The sequence below is a fragment of the Flavobacterium daemonense genome (assembly GCF_007341385.1).
GTDB lineage: Bacteria > Bacteroidota > Bacteroidia > Flavobacteriales > Flavobacteriaceae > Flavobacterium > Flavobacterium daemonense.
Map to the genome: position 1 here is coordinate 46,124 of NZ_VJYD01000016.1, position 15,583 is coordinate 61,706.

The 15,583-nt window shown below is 33.8% G+C and carries 15 protein-coding genes; 4 read left to right on the plus strand and 11 right to left on the minus strand.

The features are described from left to right. The first annotated feature begins 122 nt into the window (after positions 1 to 122). Entirely contained in the window at positions 123 to 947 is an 825-nt protein-coding gene (locus FND99_RS17460; protein WP_144339225.1) for a UDP-2,3-diacylglucosamine diphosphatase, read from the plus strand. A gap of 158 nt (positions 948 to 1,105) precedes the next feature. Then, complete coding sequence (locus FND99_RS17465; protein WP_144339226.1) at positions 1,106 to 1,603, plus strand: hypothetical protein; 498 nt, start codon at positions 1,106 to 1,108, stop codon at positions 1,601 to 1,603. Between the two features lie 93 nt (positions 1,604 to 1,696). On the opposite strand, the gene FND99_RS17470 is transcribed toward FND99_RS17465, so the two are convergent. The 8 genes from FND99_RS17470 to FND99_RS17505 form a co-directional block, all read right to left on the minus strand. Then, positions 1,697 to 2,119, minus strand: coding sequence for a protease complex subunit PrcB family protein (locus FND99_RS17470; RefSeq protein WP_144339227.1), 423 nt, complete (start codon positions 2,117 to 2,119; stop codon positions 1,697 to 1,699). A gap of 215 nt (positions 2,120 to 2,334) precedes the next feature. Continuing rightward, the gene (gene bshA, locus FND99_RS17475; RefSeq protein ID WP_144339228.1) at positions 2,335 to 3,471 is read right to left on the minus strand and encodes an N-acetyl-alpha-D-glucosaminyl L-malate synthase BshA; all 1,137 of its coding nucleotides are present in this window, start codon (positions 3,469 to 3,471) and stop codon (positions 2,335 to 2,337) included. An 897-nt stretch (positions 3,472 to 4,368) separates the two neighbouring features. Beyond that, positions 4,369 to 4,851: an ABC transporter ATPase gene (locus tag FND99_RS17480; protein WP_144339229.1), complete on the minus strand. Its 483-nt coding sequence runs from the start codon at positions 4,849 to 4,851 to the stop codon at positions 4,369 to 4,371. Positions 4,852 to 4,943: 92 nt separating this feature from the next. Next, complete coding sequence (locus FND99_RS17485) at positions 4,944 to 5,546, minus strand: hypothetical protein (protein WP_144339230.1); 603 nt, start codon at positions 5,544 to 5,546, stop codon at positions 4,944 to 4,946. A 1-nt stretch (position 5,547) separates the two neighbouring features. Beyond that, a complete protein-coding gene (locus FND99_RS17490) occupies positions 5,548 to 6,339 on the minus strand; it encodes a (Fe-S)-binding protein (RefSeq protein WP_142450837.1) in 792 nt (263 codons plus the stop codon). 104 nt (positions 6,340 to 6,443) lie between these two features. Then, positions 6,444 to 7,781: a (Fe-S)-binding protein gene (locus tag FND99_RS17495; RefSeq protein WP_144339231.1), complete on the minus strand. Its 1,338-nt coding sequence runs from the start codon at positions 7,779 to 7,781 to the stop codon at positions 6,444 to 6,446. A 6-nt stretch (positions 7,782 to 7,787) separates the two neighbouring features. Beyond that, a complete protein-coding gene (locus tag FND99_RS17500) occupies positions 7,788 to 8,753 on the minus strand; it encodes an MlaD family protein (RefSeq protein ID WP_144339232.1) in 966 nt (321 codons plus the stop codon). A 50-nt stretch (positions 8,754 to 8,803) separates the two neighbouring features. Next, positions 8,804 to 9,931 carry an N-acetylmuramoyl-L-alanine amidase family protein gene (locus FND99_RS17505; RefSeq protein WP_144339233.1) on the minus strand — a complete coding sequence of 376 codons (1,128 nt, stop codon included), beginning with the start codon at positions 9,929 to 9,931 and terminating at the stop codon, positions 8,804 to 8,806. Positions 9,932 to 10,013: 82 nt separating this feature from the next. Between FND99_RS17505 and FND99_RS17510 the strand changes: the two genes are divergently transcribed. Both FND99_RS17510 and FND99_RS17515 read left to right on the plus strand, forming a co-directional pair. After that, positions 10,014 to 12,758 carry a putative LPS assembly protein LptD gene (locus tag FND99_RS17510; protein ID WP_170245710.1) on the plus strand — a complete coding sequence of 915 codons (2,745 nt, stop codon included), beginning with the start codon at positions 10,014 to 10,016 and terminating at the stop codon, positions 12,756 to 12,758. A 28-nt stretch (positions 12,759 to 12,786) separates the two neighbouring features. Then, positions 12,787 to 13,167, plus strand: coding sequence for a Rid family detoxifying hydrolase (locus FND99_RS17515; protein WP_144339235.1), 381 nt, complete (start codon positions 12,787 to 12,789; stop codon positions 13,165 to 13,167). On the opposite strand, the gene FND99_RS17520 is transcribed toward FND99_RS17515, so the two are convergent. From FND99_RS17520 to gap, 3 genes are all read right to left on the minus strand, one after another. Then, complete coding sequence (locus FND99_RS17520; RefSeq protein ID WP_144339264.1) at positions 13,148 to 13,522, minus strand: methylglyoxal synthase; 375 nt, start codon at positions 13,520 to 13,522, stop codon at positions 13,148 to 13,150. The two genes, FND99_RS17515 and FND99_RS17520, sit on opposite strands and share 20 nt — an antisense overlap. Positions 13,523 to 13,532: 10 nt before the next feature. Next, positions 13,533 to 14,384: an N-acetylglucosamine kinase gene (locus FND99_RS17525; protein ID WP_144339236.1), complete on the minus strand. Its 852-nt coding sequence runs from the start codon at positions 14,382 to 14,384 to the stop codon at positions 13,533 to 13,535. 132 nt (positions 14,385 to 14,516) lie between these two features. After that, positions 14,517 to 15,521 carry a type I glyceraldehyde-3-phosphate dehydrogenase gene (gene gap / locus FND99_RS17530; protein WP_144339237.1) on the minus strand — a complete coding sequence of 335 codons (1,005 nt, stop codon included), beginning with the start codon at positions 15,519 to 15,521 and terminating at the stop codon, positions 14,517 to 14,519. Between the last annotated feature and the right edge of the window lie 62 nt (positions 15,522 to 15,583).

Below are 15,583 nucleotides of genomic sequence, written 5' to 3' on the forward strand. Positions count from 1 at the left end.
AATTAAAGGTTAAGCCGTTCAAAAATCATAATTTATTAAAATTGCTTCCAAATTGATAACCTTTTGATAAAATAAATCAGCCGATTGTTTCTTTTATTTGTTAAACTTCAAATCACGAAAAATTGAAAAAAAGAAATGTCGAACTGGTCATTATTTCAGATGTCCATTTGGGAACTTACGGAAGCCACGCCAAGGAATTAAACAACTATTTATCAAGCATTAAACCTAAAACATTAGTTTTAAACGGAGATATTATTGATGCTTGGCAATTCCGAAAATCATATTTCCCAAAAGCACATTTACGAGTAATTCAGCGTATTATCGGAATGGCTTCGAAAGGAACCAAAGTATATTATATTACCGGAAACCACGACGAAATTCTTCGAAAATTCAGCGATATGAATATGGGAAATTTTTCTTTGCTTGATAAACTGGTTCTTGAATTAGACGGCAAAAAAGCATGGATTTTTCACGGAGACGTTTTCGATGCATCGGTTCAGCACTCAAAATGGATTGCAAAATTGGGAGGATTAGGCTATGATTATTTAATACTTTGTAACCGATTTGCAAACTGGTGTCTAGCGAAACTGGGGCGTGAACCTTACTCTTTTTCTAAAAAAATAAAAGCCAGCGTAAAAAAGGCCGTTAAATTCATATCCGATTTTGAAACAACGGCGACCGATTTAGCAATTGAAAAAAACTACGATTATGTGATCTGCGGTCATATTCATGAACCAAAAATCATTACCAAGGAAAATCGCCATGGCTCTACTTTATATTTAAATTCGGGAGACTGGATCGAAAACTTAACCGCTTTAGAATACCATAAAAGACGTTGGAAATTATATTCCTATGCCGAAAGCAACTTTGCTGAAGAAGAAAATTTATTTGAAATGGAAGATAATTTAACTTCCCAATTATTGACTTCAATAATCGCTAATAAATAATTGCAAAACCAAGAAACACAGCCAAATAAGCCTCTACAAGGCGTATAACAGCGTTTTTTATTCATAAAAATGTAAATTATATAACAATTTTCAAAAATTTTATACGTTCTCTACTTGAACGTATTTATACATTTGAAAAAATTAATTGAACCATTTTTATGAAAAAAATCATTTTATCTGCCATCATGCTATTAGGATTAGCATTTACAGCTCATTCACAAGACATTGCAAAAAACGCGCTAGGATTGCGTTTAGGAGACAATAACGGTTTTGGAGGAGAAGTATCTTATCAAAGAGGATTAAATCAAAAAAACAGACTTGAATTTGATTTAGGCTGGAGAAACAGCAGCGACGTTGATGCTATTAAAGGTGTAGCGCTTTATCAATGGGTTTGGAATATAGACGGAGGTTTTAACTGGTACGCTGGTGTAGGTGGTGGTTTAGCTGCTTGGGACCACGATTATTACAACAACAATACAAAATATAATGACAGTGGAACATATGTTTTTGCTGCAGGAGATATCGGAATTGAGTACGGATTTAAAGAAGTGCCAATTTTACTTTCATTAGATGCAAGACCAGAAATTGGTTCTGGATACTATGACGATGATAACTTTGGATTTGACGTTGGTTTAGGAATCAAATTCAAATTCTAAAATTAAATTAAAAAATAATTGTAAAAGAAAACCTGTCGTTTTGCGACAGGTTTTTTTTATGATTAAAATTGAAAACTAATCACTAGGGACTAATTATTTAATAATAATCTCCTTCTTAGAATGCACTTTCACTACAGTATAAGGATAGGAAACAACCTGCATCACCATTGCGTCTGGCGCTGGATTATTTTCTTTTACCGTAATAATAATATTTTTATCTGTTTCTTCCACTTTTTCAACATCAATTGAATAACCGCTGGTATTTTTTTCGCCCATATTCAAAATTACGTAATTCGAATTGTTGATATCGGCCTGTTTCATTTTGTCAGCCAAAAGCGGATCATTTTGAAGCATTTTAATTTCATTTGGCTCTGTCAAAATCTCAAAAAATTTGATATTTCCACCACCATTAGATTGCTCCGTCAAAACTTCATAAAGCGCAGTTGAATTCGGAGTTTTTTTAGCTCCACACGAAAACAAAACAAAAACTACCAAAACTGAAATTATCTTTTTCATGCATTTAATTTTAAATTAATGTTTTAATCTGTTGTGTGCAATTATTTTCAACACATAGAAACATAGATTTGTAAACCGTAAAAGGCATTTCATTTTAGATTTACAAACATAGTCTATGTGTGAGAAACTCACTTTCTTTTGCATTCTATTTCACAATTTCAAAAACTATGTTTCTATGTGTTAAATTGTTTTTTTATACACCAATAAGAAATGTTTTACTCTTTATAATCGTCAATCGCCTTTTGATACAAAGCTTCATATTTTGGAAGTATGTTTTTGATGTCAAATTTCTTCGCCACTTCAAGAGCATTCTTTTTAAACTCTTTTAGCGTAGCATCATCTTTTAAAATTTTAATAGCATTTGCCGCCATTTCATCAACATTTCCAACATTGCTCAAGTAACCCGAAACACCATCAAAATTAACCTCCGGCAAACCTCCCGAATTACTAGAAATCACCGGAACACCAAGAGCCATAGCCTCTAACGCTGCCAAACCAAAACTTTCTGTTTCTGAAGGAAGCAAAAACAAATCGGTCATGCATAAAATTTTGTCTATCTCGTTGCTGTTTCCAAAGAAAATTACTTTATCATAAATGCCCAATTCCATACATAAAACTTCGGCTTTTTCTTTCTCTGGACCGTCGCCCACCATCATCAGTTTAGCTGGCATTTCTTTCTGAATATTATAGAAAATCTTAATAATATCCGGAATTCTCTTCACCTTTCTAAAGTTACTGATATGCGTCACGATACGCTCATTTTCCTTCGCCATTACATAACGATGGCAAGGCGCATCTGGATCTTTTACCACTTTATCCAATTCAATAAAATTCGGAATTACTTTAATTTTATTCTTGATTTTGAATAATTTCAAAGTATCGTCTTTCAAACTCTGTGAAACCGAAGTCACATAATCCGATTTGTTTATGCTGAAAGTCACCGCTGGTTTGTAGAAAGGATGATTACCAACAAGCGTAATATCAGTTCCGTGAAGCGTAGTAATCATTGGCAGATTAATTCCTTCATTTTTCAGCATTTGTTTTGCCATATAACCTGCATATGCGTGTGGAATTGCATAATGCACATGAAGCACCTCAATTTTGTATAATTTCACCATATCAACCAATTTGCTTGACAAAGCCAGCTCATAAGGCTGATAATGAAAAAGAGGATATTCTGGAACGTTTACTTCGTGATAATGAACATTCGGATTCAATAGTGCCAACCTCACAGGCTGACTATAAGTTATAAAATGTATTTCGTGTCCTCGTCTGGCTAATTCAAGACCTAACTCTGTGGCTACTACCCCACTACCGCCAAATGTAGGATAACAAACTATTGCTATTTTCATGTATTAAATTTAATTCTACGAAAATACTCAAAAATAGCGTTTAATTAAGCTTTTAAATTGTTAGATTTTCGACAATATTAGATTAATTCTAATTAATATGTTATTTTCTTGAAGCAGAACAACTTCGATCAAAAAGACCACTCGTCCCGCTGTCCGCTATATTCCCGATTAACAAAAACTACGGCTGAAAAAGCCTTGTTTTTCTAAATCGGGAGATGCCGCTTCCATCGGGGCTAAACTAGACGTTTTTGTTTTTATAAGAAATCCATTTAAAGATTTATTCAAAAAAGAAATTACCGTTCCAAGGATATTCCATTCCTCGGTAAATTGTCATTTTTAAGGTAAAAAGCAAAACAAAGACAATTAATAAAATAGTCACTACTATAACTATAGGCAAGGTTACTCTGTTTTTAATGTTTAGAAAAAAAACATAGCCAAATATAATTTGTAACATGAACAATAATAAGAGAAATAGTATATCACCTACTCCTTGTCCGAAAACTATCTTTCCTCTAAAAATAAAGCTTAGTATTGTTAAGCTCCAAATAAAATATAAAACACTCACAAAATTGAAAACTATCCTCATAAACATAAAATTATTGATAAAAATAGACAATCTGCTCTTCGAAAGAACAACAAGATTAAGCAACTTTGTCAAAGTTTAAAACTTTGACAAAGTTAAATCAACACAAAGTTTGTCATTCCGAGGAACGAGGAATCTCCGCAAGAAACTCCATAACGTATGTCGCCAATCTTTGTTGAGCTACTTATGGAGATTCCTCGTTCCTCGGAATGACAAACTTGGGTGCAACTTGAAACGTGAAACCTGAAACAATAAAAAACAAAAAAGGCACAAAACCTAAGTTTCGTGCCTTTCAAAAATATTATAAATTTCTCTTAGAAAAATCTGCTATGCCAGCTATCGGCAGCAGGAACTTCCCAAGATTCATTAAATTCTTCAATGTTGTTCACAAGATTATTAAAAACAATCGTATTTGCAGAAACCGATTTATCTTTAACCATCTTTTTGAAATCAATTAAAGGTTTGTGAGCAATATGCTCTCCAAGTTTAAAAGTAACGTTCATTTTGTCAAGCAAATCGACATTGTACTTTTTCTCCAAACCTTGAATAAATTCAACAGAGCTATCGATAGAACAACCCGTCGCCGCTTGCACGTCCTGATTTACAGCTAGAATGATAAAACGGTTATACTTCAGCAAAAATGAAGCTTCAAGGCTTGTTCCGTGAGCCGCCCATTCCTCAACAAAAGCTTTTAAATCGGTTTCGATTTCAGAAAACTCTTCCTCAGAAAATTTTCTGTTCGATTGGTAAATCCAAACTCTAGATTCACCAGGTAAATTTTCAAAAGGTATATACATTTTTAATTTTAGATTTTAGTCCCGACACCTCGGGAGTGATTTTAAATTGTTGAGAAGTTTCAGATTATTTCTATAGAAACTTACCTAAACATTTATTGTCTTTCTAATTTAGTTAGAATCTTGAAATATCTGAATTCTTTAGCTTTCGAATCAAATAATTCTATTTCAGTATAGCTTACTTTAAGCTTGTCTTTTTTCTTTATTTCATCATTTGTCAATAAAGACGCCGAGTCAAAAGCATCCAACATCAGAAAACTGTAGTTTCTGCCGTTTTTATCTTTAAGCTGTAAAGTAACAAATTGTTCCCACTTAATATCAGTAACCTCACCAGAAACAGATAAATTTTCTCGCTTAACTTCCTTTTTTTCTTTAATAGCACTTCTCCCTAATTCCAGAATAATATTAGGACAAAATTGCAACATTTTTATAGCAACATTTTCTCCTAGCTTAGTCATTCCATCTTTATCGTCAAAAGTTACTCTATCTTCCACTTTAAATTCAGTCAAATGATCTGAGTAGCTTTTAACCATACAAACACCTACTTCAACTTTAAAATCTTCTGTAGACATATTAGGCCTTTTTGCTTTTTTTGCTTCTAAGCAACTGCAGGTTTCTTTAGCAACAACTTCCAACATATCTTGAGAATATGCGACAATATTAAAAAACAAAACAGTCAATAAAAATAATCTCTTCATATTACAAATCCTGTGCATTTGCAATTAATTCCGCAATATCAAGCACTTTTACTTGACCTTCTTTTTCTTGATGTTTGATGCCGTCTGTCAACATTGTATTACAGAAAGGACAACCCGCTGCAATAATATCTGGTTTAGTTTCGAGAGCATCTTCTGTACGAAGCACATTTACTTCTTTATTTCCAGGTTCAGCATCTTTAAACATTTGTGCTCCACCAGCTCCACAACATAATCCATTTGCTTTAGAACGCTTCATTTCAACCAATTCAACATCTAACTTCTGAATTAAATCTCTAGGCGCTTCATATACTTTGTTCGCTCTTCCTAAATAACAAGGATCGTGAAAAGTGATTTTTTTTCCTTTAAACTGACCACCTTCAACAGTCAATCTTCCGTCATCAATCAATGACTTTAAAAACTCAGTATGATGAATAACTTCATAGTTTCCGCCTAATTCAGGATATTCATTTTTTAAAGTATTAAAACAATGCGGACAAGCCGTTACAATTTTTTTTGCTTCATATGCATTCAAAACCTCGATATTCATCATGGCTTGCATTTGAAACAAAAATTCATTTCCGGCACGTTTTGCAGGATCTCCGGTACAACTCTCTTCAGTACCTAAAACTGCAAATGAAACATTAGTACGATTTAAAATACGTACAAATGCTTTCGTAATTTTTTTTGCTCTATCATCAAAACTACCAGCACAACCAACCCAAAATAAAACTTCTGGTTGTGTTCCCTGGGCTAGCATTTCAGCCATTGTTGGCACTACTAAACTTTCTGACATTTCTTTTTGTTTAATCGTTGATTTATTTACTTGTTTAATCGGCAGTTCCTCAAATCCTTAGACGATTAAACGAATTAACGATTAACCGATTAAACTATACTTTTTTAGTTCTCGTTTTTCCAATTCAAACGGTCCTGCTGGCTGTATTGCCAAGGCGCACCGTTGTTTTCAATATTCGTCATCATCGCATTCAATGACATTGGCGCAGCTGATTGCTCCATCACCAAATAACGTCGCATATCCATGATAATAGAGAGCGGACTAATATTTACCGGACATTCTTCAACGCAGGCATTACATGATGTACAAGCCCACAATTCTTCTGGTGTAATATAATCGTTTAATAATGTTTTATTATCTGGAACAAAAACACCTTTATTAGCATCGATATTTTTTCCAACTTCAGTTAAACGATCTCTTGTGTCCATCATAATTTTACGAGGAGACAATTTTTTACCTGTTTGATTCGCCGGGCATGAAGATGTACAACGACCACATTCTGTACAAGTATAAGCGTTTAAAAGCTGTACCCAGTTCAAATCCTGAACATCGCTAGCACCAAATTTAGCCGGAGCAGCATTTTCGTCAACAGGAGCTGCTGCAAATGGATCAGCATTTGGATCCATCATCAATTTAACTTCTTTTGTTACTGAAGCTAAATTATCAAACTGACCTTCTGGCTTCAGGTTTGCAAAATAAGTATTTGGGAAAGCCAAAAGAATGTGCAAATGTTTTGAGAAGTATAAATAGTTCATAAAAACCAAGATACCAATAATATGCAACCACCAGAATACTTCAAACAAAAGACCTACTAATTCGTTTGATGTTCCATTAAAAATTGGCGCAATAAATTGGCTTATTGGATAACTTCCTGCTTTATGAAAATGCGAATAACCACCTGGTACATTTTGTAAATGCAAGTCAGAAGCATTCATCAACAAGAACAAAATCATTAAGACAGTTTCGAAATACAAAATGTAATTCGCATCACTTTTAGGAAATCCATTCAAATCAGAATTAATAAAACGCTTTAAACGAATTACATTTCTTCTGATCCAAAAAGTTACAACAGCAATAATCACTAGTATTGCTAATATCTCAAATGAAGCAATCAAAACATCATAAACAACACCTAAATAAGGCGCAAAAATTCTATGCGTTCCAAAAAGTCCGTCAATAATAATTTCGAGCAACTCAATATTAATAATTACAAAACCTACATATACAAAAACATGAAGGACACCAGCAACAGGGCGTCTCACCATTTTTGACTGCCCAAGAGCAATCAAAGCCATGTTTTTCCAGCGAGCTTTAGGATTATCTTTTCGATCTACATCAACTCCTAAATTAATGTTGCGGATGATTTTTTTTACGCTCGCTGCAAAAAAACCGAAACCAACTATAAGAAGTATGGCAAATAAAATATTATCTAAATAACTCATTTATAATTATTTTTTATCAGTTGAGTTTGTATTTTCTGTTGGTGCTACATACGGTTTGTTTTTCTTTCCAAAAAGAGAAACATTCACATAACGTGTTGGGTAAAGACGAACGTCTTGAAGCAATAGTTCAAGCTCTTTTGAAGTTTTTGCTAAATTATTATACAACGCATCATCATTAAGCAATTTCCCTGCTGTACCTTTTCCTGAATTCAAATTCGCCATTAAACCATCAACTTTAGCTAAAGTCTGGTTTAAGCTTCGAACTGTTTTTCCTAAATCGGCTTTGTTTAAAGAATCAGAAATTTTATTAAAGTTGTTTGATGCTTTATTAAAATTAGACACCATTCCGTTGATCTGCCCTTTATTACTATCTAAAATGTTGTTTAGACTTCCAGAAGCTTTATGAAATTGCTCCATTGTTTGGCTCAATTCTGCAATAGTTTTCTTTACATTTTCTTGCGTATTCTTATCCAAAGTATTGTTTAATCCTGTAACCAGATTATCAATATTTACAAGCATTTTATCTAATTTCGCCTGAATTGGTTCTAGTTTTCCTCCTAAAGATTCCGTTAATCCAAGCTCAACAGCTCCAGGAAGCGTTGCGCCGTCAGCGATAGGATCTTTATCAGCAAGATTAGGAATGATTTTAATTTGTTTTCCTCCAATCAAACTCGGAGAATACAATGCAGCAGTACTTGTTTTAGAAATAGGAAAATCTGTTTTAAGCTGTAGTTCAACTAGCAACTTTCCTGTTGTTTCATTGATTGTAATTTTATTTACTTTACCAACTGCAAGTCCGTTTATGGTAACTGGTGCTGATTGTGCCAAATCCTCAACATTATCATACTCAACAAATAATGTTTTGTAATTCGTAAAAAGATCTCTGCCTTTTAAAAAACTGTAGCCCCAAATAAATAATAATATTGACGCGATGACTAAAATAGCCGTTTTAATTTCTCTTGTTAGTTTCAAAATTCTTAGTGTTTGTACAAAATTAATATAAATATTCGAACTTGTGACTATTATTTAGTAGCGTCCTGAATACTGATTTTTTCTCCGTCCTTAGTTGCAGTTAAAAATGCTGCGCCATATCCTTTACTCTTAGCTTCTTGCAGATATTTCTTAGCTGCTTCATAATCTGAAGTTTCTTCATAGAAATATTTATACACATTATTTTCATAAACCATTGTTACATTTTTCAAGCCTTTAAAATTTTTAGGCTCTAACGGTGTCTTTTTAATACTAGCAATTAACTGTACTTTATAAAATGTACCTTTTACAGCATTTTTTGCTGCGGCTGATGGCTCGGCAGTCTTAGGTTTTTTAGGAGTCGAAGTATCTTTTGCTGGCCTTACATCTGAAAGTTCTGGAGCTCCTGACCCAAAATACTCGCTTTTATAACTTAAAATAGCATCGGCAATTGCTTTTGCAATATCATTTTGCCCTTCTTCAGAATTTAGAATATTACCTTCTGTAGGATTAGAAACGAAACCTGTTTCAACCAAAACTCTCGGCATATACGCTTTATGAAGTACCATAAAAGGCGCTTGCTTAACCCCTCCTTGTCTTATTTTTTTACCAAGACGATCAAAATTATCTTCGATTTTTGTAGCCAATGAAATACTGTTATCCAAATATTCTTCTTGCATCAAAGTCATTCCGATCATCGATTCTGGAGAATTTGGGTCATAACCTTCGTATTTACGTTTGTAATCCTTCTCTAATGTAATTACCGAGTTCTCTTTTTTCGCCGCTTCAAGGTTCGATGCTACTTTACTCAAACCCATTACATACGTTTCTGTTCCGTCGGCCGCCGTATTTTTGTTTGCGTTACAGTGAATAGAAACAAAAATATTAGAATTAGCTCTGTTTGCAATGTTGGCTCTTTCTACCAAATCAATAAATACGTCGGTTTTACGAGTATAAATTACATCAACATTTGGGCTCGCTTCTAATATTTTCCCAACTTTAAGTACAATTGCCAATGCAATATTTTTTTCAATTCGGCCGCTATAAACAGCTCCAAAGTCATGATCACCGTGCCCGGCATCAAGAGTTACTTTAAAAACATTTGCCTGACTGTAAGCACAAAACGAAATTATAGTTAGAAAAAAACTAAATAATAGCCTAGTTTTGTTAAATATATTCATAAATCTAAAAGTTAATTTTAATAATTTGCTACTGTTATAATTTTCGCAATTGATTATTTTTGCCAAAAAATTATATGTAGTTTTGACATGTCAAAAAACAAGCCATACTTTTACAAAAATAGCATTTAAACCTTTGCACACAAACTTATTTAATATCGTTTTATTATCATTTTTCCTAACAATAGGATGTGGTAAAGTATATTCGCAAGAAATAAAAAACCCAAAAAAGCCCTTACCAACTGTAAAACAACCAAATAAAGCTCCCGCTCCAAAAATTGAGCCTGCAAAACAAACAGACAAAACGACTGTTGGTAAAATTGACACTGTAAAAGTTGACAGCATCAAACCTCCAAAGACTTTTCTTGACGGAAAAGTAAAATACAAAGCAAAAGATTACGCAAAAATTGATCAGAAGAAAAAACTGATCACCTTATATAATGAAGCAGAACTATATTATAAGGATGTCGAACTTAAATCTGGAATCATTGTTCTAGATTATGCCAAGGATGAAGTTTATGCCGGAAGAATAAAAGATTCTGCAGGAGTTTTAATTCAGTATCCAAATTTCAAGCAAGGATCAAACGAAGTACAACCTGATTCTATCCGATTTAATTTTAAGACAAAAAAAGCCTTAATCTTCAATTCAAGAACAGAACAAGGAGAATTTAAGATAAAGGCTGCCGTTACTAAAAAAGAAAATGATTCTGTTTACTTTTTGAGAGGTGCGCGTTTCACAACATCTACAGATGTTGACAATCCTGAATATTATTTCCAAACCAACAAAGTAAAATTTGTTCCTGGAAAAAAAGTAGTAACAGGTTTAACAAACATGGTTATTGCTGATGTTCCAACTCCTCTAGCACTGCCTTTTGCTTATTTTCCAATGAGTGAAGAAAAAAGCGTTTCAGGGATTATCATACCAAGTTATAACGACTCAAATACAAGAGGTTTTTCATTGCAAAATGGAGGATATTATTTTGCTTTAAGCGATAATTACGACCTGACCGTTCTCGGAGATTATTACACCAACGGAAGTTACGCCATGCGCTTTGAATCGGCGTATGCCACAAGGTACAAGTATAGAGGTAATATCAATGTCCGTTTTGAGAATTTGATCAGCAGCGAAAGAGGTTATCCTGATTACTCCAAACAAAATATTTACAACATTCAGTGGTCGCACTCAAAAGACACAAAATCGAATCCGAATTCAACGTTTTCTGCTTCGGTAAACATGGGTAGTAGTAAATATTTCAAGCAATCTATCAATCAAGCGAACATTGGTTCAAACTTGAACAATACGTTAAGTTCATCTATTTCTTGGAACAAAACATTTAACACCATTCCACAAGCCCGAATTGCTTTAACAGCAACGCATTCGCAAAATACACAAACAGAAGTTATTAATATGACATTACCTTCGCTACAAGCAAGTATTGATCGTGTTTATCCTTTTGTTGGAAAAGACGGCGTAAAAAAAGGTTTTATAAAGAACATTAACTTACAATATAACTTAAGCGGTAAAAACAGTTTCGTAACGACCGATTCTTTATTCTTTAAGCCTCAAATGTTTAAAGATGCCCAAATTGGAATGCAGCATACAATTCCGTTAAGCACAAACTTTAAATTATTCAAGTATTTCAGTGCCGGAATGTCAACTAACTACCAAGAAACATGGGTAACTAAAACAATCAGCAGAAGTTACGACCCAGACCAAAGCAAAGTTGTTGATCAAACTGTAAATGGTTTTGATGCATTTAGAACCTACAATTTCAGTTCAAATTTAGGAACTACAATTTATGGAACTTTCAATTTTGGTTCTGATAAAAAAATTCAATCGATTCGCCATGTCATGCGTCCATCTATCACGTACGCATATACACCGAGTTTTGAAAAATACTACGACACCTATGCCGTAGATGCTTCTGGCCGAATTACGACCGAATATACCCGTTTTGAAGGTGGTATTTATGGCGCACCTGGAAAAGAAAATTCAAACATTGTAGGTTTCTCTTTAAGCAATACTTTTGAAGCAAAAGTAAGAGATCGCGACAGCACAAAAACGGAACCTAAAAAAATCATGCTTTTAAATAACTTGAACTTCAGTACGAGTTATAATTTTAATGCAGACGGCAGGCAGACTTTAGCTTGGCAACCTGTACTTGTATCTGGAGGAACACAGTTTTTTGACAACAAAATGAATATGAATTTTGGTGCTACTTTAGATCCGTACGCTATTGACAATTCAGGAACAAGAATAAACACGTACAATATCGATAATGGCGGAAGTTTGTTTAGATTAACTAGCGCCAATGTTACTTTAAATTATTCGTTCTCCAATAAAGGTGGGGAAAAAGAAAAAAACAATACGCAGAGTCAGCGGAACGGAGGACGTAACGATGACTTATTTGGAACCAATACTGACTTGACTGATAGCAGAAACAGCCAATTTGCCAAAGAAAAAGATGATGATAAAGATGTCATTACAGAGTTTTTCAATGCTAAAATTCCGTGGGATATGACAATGGCCTACTCATTGACTTATTCAAATGTAAACCGAGAAAACAAAATTACTGGAAACTCCATTATGATTTCCATCAATACTGATATTACGCCAAAATGGAAAGGTGGTGTTTCTACGGGATATGATTTTGTACAAAAAGGAGTTACTTTTACTCAATTCCGTTTTGAAAGAGACTTATTAAGCTGGCGTATGGCCTTTAACTGGCAACCGCTAGGAACCAATTCTAACTGGAACTTCTTCATCGGAATTAAATCTGGTGTCTTGAGTGACATTAAATGGAATAAACGAAGCGTTTCTAATCGCTAAACAATTTTCGAATCAAAATACTTTCATTATGAAAAAAATCATTTTTACCGAAAAAGCTCCAGCTCCAATCGGTCCGTATAATCAAGCCGTTTTATCAGGAAATACACTTTATGCTTCTGGTCAAATTGCGATTAATCCAGCATCAGGAGAACTTGTTACAGACAATATTAATGACGAAACAAAACAAGTTATGGAAAATATTGCAGCCATTTTAGAAGCTGCCGACATGACTTTTGAAAACGTTGTTAAAGCCTCTATCTTTATTATGGACATGAATAATTTCGCGGCCATAAACACCGTTTACGGATCTTATTTTAACGAAAAAACCGCTCCAGCACGTGAAACGGTTCAAGTGGCATGTTTGCCAAAAAATGTAAATGTTGAAATTTCTATAATTGCAGTGCAATAGCATCTAATAATAATTGTGCCGTTGCTTCATTTGTTGCCAGCGGCACATTATGCACATCGCAAACACGAATCAGCATATTGATATCTGCTTCATGCGGATGACTAGACAAGGGATCTTTGAAAAAGAAAACCATATTAGTGATTCCTTCTGCAACTCTTCCAGCAATTTGAGCGTCACCGCCCAAAGGCCCAGAAAGCATTCGCTGTGTCTTAAATCCAGCAGCTTCAGCTTTTCCTCCAGTTGTACCAGTACCAATCAATTTGATTTTCTCATTATGAAGTATTGCTTCATTTTTAATTAGAAAATCAATCAAATCAGCTTTTTTTCCATCATGTGCAATAATTGCAATTTCCATAAATCCAGAACTATTGGTTAGCAACATGATAAGCAATTAGACCATCAATAGGTCTTCTTAAAACATTTCCTAATTTAAGCTCGTATTTATTGAATGTTTCTTGCAATTCATCTTTTAAATAAAACGCGATAGAACCAACAAAATGCACAGGAACTTCTTTGCAGTTATCAAACTGTTTGATGTAGTTTTTAACAAAAGACTTCATTCCTTTGAAAATAATTTTTCTGCAGAATTCAGTGTCTTTATGTTTAATTAAAAACTTAGCATAAGTCGCTAAATAAGCATTAGGATTTGGCTCTTTGTATAATTTATTTTTAATAAAATCAGGATCAACGTCATACTCTTTTTCAAGTTCAACAGCCAATTCTTTAGGCATTTTATTAAAATAGTACTTTCTGATTAATTCTTTTCCAAAAACATTTCCGCTGCAATCATCCATTACGATATATCCTAATGACTGAACTTTTTGATGCAAAACTTTACCATCAAAATAACTGCAGTTAGAACCCGTTCCTAAAATAGAAACAATAGCTTCTTCTCCTTTTGGAGTTGTCGCATATACAGCTGCATAAGTATCTTCCTGAACATCTACAATAGCGTTAGAAAAATACTCCTGAAAGATTTGTTTCAATGATTCTTTCATTCTGTCTGTTCCACATCCTGCTCCGTAAAAGAACAAATGTGTTGCATTTTTTTTGTTTTGTAAAATATCAAAACGATCGTTTAATCTTTCAACGATTTCTGGACCGTCAAGGATTTCAGGGTTTAAACCCAAAGTTTGTGTTGTGAATAATACTTTTCCATTATCATCAATTGCAATCCAATCTGCTTTAGTAGATCCACTATCAACTATTAATTTCATTTTATTTTTTGTTTTTGGATTAGTTTTTCTTTAACCGATTTAAAAGTGTGATATTTACATTAATTAAAGACATAACAAAATAAGAAAATCCCGTTACTACAAAATAACGGGATTTTCCACAAATATATATTATTATTTTAAACCTGCAATATGCACAGACAGGTCGATCAATTTACTAGAGTATCCGTACTCATTATCGTACCAAGATACTAATTTGAAGAAAGTTGAATTTAATCCGATTCCTGCACCAGCATCAACGATTGAAGTTCTTTTGTCAGAAATAAAATCTTGAGATACAACAGCATCTTCAGTATATCCTAAGATACCTTTCATTTCATTTTCAGAAGCTTTTTTCAATACAGCCAAGATTTCTTCGTAAGAAGTTTCTTTAGCCACTTTTACAGTTAAATCTACTACAGAAACGTCAGCAGTAGGAACACGGAAAGACATTCCAGTTAATTTTCCATTCAAAGATGGGATAACTTTTCCAACCGCTTTTGCAGCACCTGTTGAAGAAGGAATGATGTTGATTGCAGCCGCACGTCCACCTCTCCAGTCTTTTCTAGAAGGTCCGTCAGCAGTCATTTGAGTTGAAGTTGTTGCGTGAACAGTTGTCATTAAACCTTCAACAATTCCGAAATTATCGTGGATAACTTTAGCTAATGGAGCTAAACAGTTTGTAGTACAAGAAGCGTTAGAAACAACTAAGTCAGAAGCTTTTGCAGTTTCGTGGTTAACACCCATTACAAACATTGGAGCATCAGCAGATGGAGCAGAAATGATAACTTTTTTAGCTCCTCCTTTTAAGTGCTCGCTTGCAGTTTCGATAGTTGTGAAAATACCAGTACATTCAGCAACTACGTCAACATCAACTTCGTTCCATTTTAAGTCAGCTGGATTTCTTTCAGCAGTAATACGGATGTTTCTTCCGTTTACATAAAGTTTTCCTTCTTTAACTTCTACAGTTCCGTTGAAACGACCGTGAACTGAATCATATTTTAATAAGTAAGCCAAGTGATCTACATCTAATAAATCATTGATCGCTACTACTTCTACATTATCTCTGTTGAAAGACTCTCTAAAAACGATTCTTCCGATACGTCCAAATCCGTTTATTCCTAATTTTACTTTTGACATTTTACTAATTTTTTGCTTTTGTTTTTATTACACTAATTTTAAAGTCTAATTTCCTCACAATA